Source organism: Gelidibacter sp., assembly GCF_035577925.1.
In the GTDB taxonomy this organism is placed as follows: domain Bacteria; phylum Bacteroidota; class Bacteroidia; order Flavobacteriales; family Flavobacteriaceae; genus Gelidibacter.
In genome coordinates, this window is sequence record NZ_DATJCY010000075.1 from 1 (window position 1) to 3,619 (window position 3,619).

General features: G+C 36.3%; 2 protein-coding genes. Both read right to left on the reverse strand.

All coding sequences use genetic code 11. The annotated features are described in order from the left end of the window. A partial coding sequence (locus tag VNJ50_RS02345) for a proton-conducting transporter membrane subunit (RefSeq protein ID WP_325578680.1) occupies positions 1-2,157 on the reverse strand: 2,157 nt, incomplete at its 3' end. A gap of 250 nt (positions 2,158-2,407) precedes the next feature. Further along, positions 2,408-3,484, reverse strand: coding sequence for a UDP-glucose 4-epimerase GalE (gene galE / locus VNJ50_RS02350; RefSeq protein WP_325578682.1), 1,077 nt, complete (start codon positions 3,482-3,484; stop codon positions 2,408-2,410). Positions 3,485-3,619: the final 135 nt, after the last annotated feature.

Sequence of the window (3,619 nt, forward strand, 5' to 3'; positions counted from 1 at the left end):
AACAAAGTACTCTTTTAGTGAAGGATCAATATCTGTTTGTAATACCCAAAGTAATAAAAAAGAGATGGTAAATCCGAAAAGCAATGCAGGAATAATCATTCTAAGACTCAGTGCTCTTGGAATCTTAAGAAATAGTGGCAACTTGTTGAGAATAAGTACAAATATTACAACCGACAATGTTTCAATCAAAAACTGAGTCATAGATACATCGGGAGCGCCAAAAAACAGAAAAATAAGTGCAGTACTATAACCAACCAAACCCATGGAAATAATTACAGTTAGTCTCGAATTGGAAGTGATGAGAACACATAATGCTACGAGCATAATAACTACAATGAGCACTTCGTGTAGGCGAAACCCAACTGACGAGTGAAATAAATCGACCAGCGAAACGTCAAAACTACCAAAACCAACAACCAGTAAAACCATTGCCACAAAACAGACAGCAATGGTTACCAAATAATTTCGCAATAAACCAGATTGGAAAAAGCGAGTTTGTGCAGTAGATATTCTCAAGAGACTTGGGATGAACTTATCATAAATAGCTTCTGGGCCAAATAAATTATTTAAATTGAAACGATTGGCAAGATGTCTGATTTTGTGACGAATGAGATAAACACCCCATCCTGCAACTAACGTTAGTAAGCTCAATCCAAATATAAGCGTAAAGCCATGCCATAGCATTAATTCTAAAACACTATCAACCTTCAATGCCACATTTGAAGTGTGGTGTAAAAGAGGTTGAACAATCTGTTTTGCAAACACCCCTACTGTTAATCCAAATAATGAAGCAATCAAAGGTCCAAATAACATCCCAAAGGGAGCTTCGTTTGTTTTTTTGAGAGCTTCCATCTCTTTGCCAAAAAAGACTTTGTATCCTATTTCAATTGATAAAGAAACAAATAACACACTAGCTACAAAAGTAGCTATCAATGAAAGAAGACTCAACACGGGGCTGTAAGCTGTAGCATTATACAACATCTCTTTGGCAACGAAGCCAAAAAAAGGCAAGACTCCTGCCATAGACATAGAAGCTAGTGCTGCTGCAGCAAATGTATAAGGCATTTTCTTACGAAGTCCTGACAATTCATCAATATCGCGCGTTCCTGTTTCATGATCAATGTTACCTACTACCATAAAGAGTGCACCTTTATAAAGCGCATGTGCCAAAACAAATATCATGGCTGCCTGTACTGCTACAACACTACCAATGCCAAGAAGCATTACCATAATTCCGAGGGCACTAACGGTAGTATAGGCCAATATCTTTTTTAAATCTGTTTGCATAATGGCCTTAACAGCGCCATAAACCATGGTGAACCCACCAACAAGGGGCAGTAAAACGTGCCATAAAGGAAGACCGTTGAAAATAGGTGAAATGCGAGCCAGCAAAAAGATTCCCGCTTTCACCATAGTGGTTGAATGAAGATATGCACTTACTGGAGCAGGTGCCTCCATGGCATTGGGCAACCAAAAGTGAAAAGGAAACTGTGCTGACTTCGTGAAAGCACCTATTGCCAATAATATGAGAATGAGATTTGCTTTGGGACTTTGCAAGACAACATTTGGATTGTTCATCAACTCATCAAAACGGAATGTACCTGCTTCATGCCCAATCAATATGATGCCAGCTAACATAAAAAGCCCTCCCATCACTGTTACCATCATGGCCTGTAATGCAGCATCACGCGACTTTTCCTTATTGTGATAATAACCAATGAGCAGATATGAACTCAGACTTGTCAACTCCCAAAAGACGAACATCAGCAAAAGTGATCCCGACATAACCAGTCCAACCATAGCTCCCATAAAAAAGGATAGAAAGACAAAAAAACGTGGTTTATTTTTGTCTAGTGTTAGATACGAATCGGCGTAAACATGAATAAAAACGCCAAAACCAGTTATTAGCATTAAAAAGAAAACACTAAGACCATCTAATCTGAAAATAAAGTCGAGCCCTAAGCGTTCAACCCATGTTATAGTTTCTTGAAATACTACTCCATTTATAATGCCCCACATCTTAAAGGAAGCCCATGTAAATAAAAACAAGGGGATGGATGCCATCACCAACCCTCCTTTTTTAGGGAAAAGCCTAAAAACAAGCGGTGAAAGCAAAGCTCCTGAAAAACTAATAAGCACAATAATCAAAAATGCCATAGAGCAAATACTGTTTTTGTATATATAAGCCCCAAAACTAATAATAAAAACTGAAAGTCTTTATAGATGTTTTCTATTTTTAGTTTTTGAACACGTTCAGACGCCGCAAGCTAATTCTCTGCTAAAGCATGTTTAATGAAGATGTTAAAAAAATCACCGCTCCAGTTTAAAACTATAACGGTGATACATTTATTAAAGAATGAGATATTATAAAAAAGATTCTTTAGGTTTTATTGTTTAGAGAAGAGTTTTACATTATTCCTTTTTCTCGCAACTTTTGTTGCCACTTCCAAGCTGACTCCATTGTCTCTTCAATTGAAGCCTCTGCTTTCCAACCCAACACTTTATTCGCTCTGTCAGGATTAGCCCAAATCTTTTCAATATCGCCTTCACGACGACCCACTATTTTATAATTGAGTTTCTCTCCTGAAACTTTTTCAAAAATATTAATTAGTTCCAAAACAGACACTCCATTTCCAGTACCGAGATTAAAAATTTCCACTTTATCTTTTACTTTGTTTTTCAACATACGTTCCACAGCTATAACGTGTGCTTTAGCTAAATCTACTACATTGATAAAGTCTCGAATACATGACCCATCGGGCGTGTTGTAGTCATCACCAAAAACACTTAGTTGTTTACGCACTTTCATTCCTGTTTGGGTGATGTAAGGCACTAAGTTTTGTGGAACTCCAATTGGAAGCTCACCAATTTCTGCTGTTGGATGAGAGCCAATTGGATTGAAGTAACGAAGTATGATACTTTTGATAGGTACGCCCGAGTGAATATAATCTTGTATAATTTCTTCGTTTATTTGCTTGGTGTTACCATATGGTGAAGTGGCAGGTTTAATTGGTGCGGTTTCATCAATTGGATTTTCGTCTGGTTCTCCATAAACTGTGCAAGAAGAAGAAAACACTATTCCTGACACATCAAATTGAGGCATAAGTTCTAACAAATTGATAAGCGAAACAATATTATTTTTATAATATAATAAAGGCTTTTGAACTGATTCTCCAACAGCTTTGCTTGCAGCAAAATGAATGATACCGTCAATATGTCGATGTTTTTTAAATAAAGCAGTTAAAGCTGTTATGTCGTTACAATCTATTTTTTCAAATTTAGGACGAACACCTGATATTTTAGTAATTCCTTCTATCACATCAGCGTTAGAATTAGATAGGTTATCCACAATCACAACTTCATATCCAGCATTCTGTAGTTCTACTACCGTGTGTGATCCAATGTAACCAGTGCCTCCTGTAACAAGTATTTTTTTCTTTACCATTTCAAACATCTTTAATTTACTTTTAAAAAATTGATTCATACAAATATACATTTTAAATTTATAATTCTCTTGGTGATTGATCTATAAATTACGCATTGAAATTCTGTCTTATTAATGCGTGTCTATATCATAGTTGATTGAACAAGAGTATGAACTTTTTGAATAGTGCAGTGC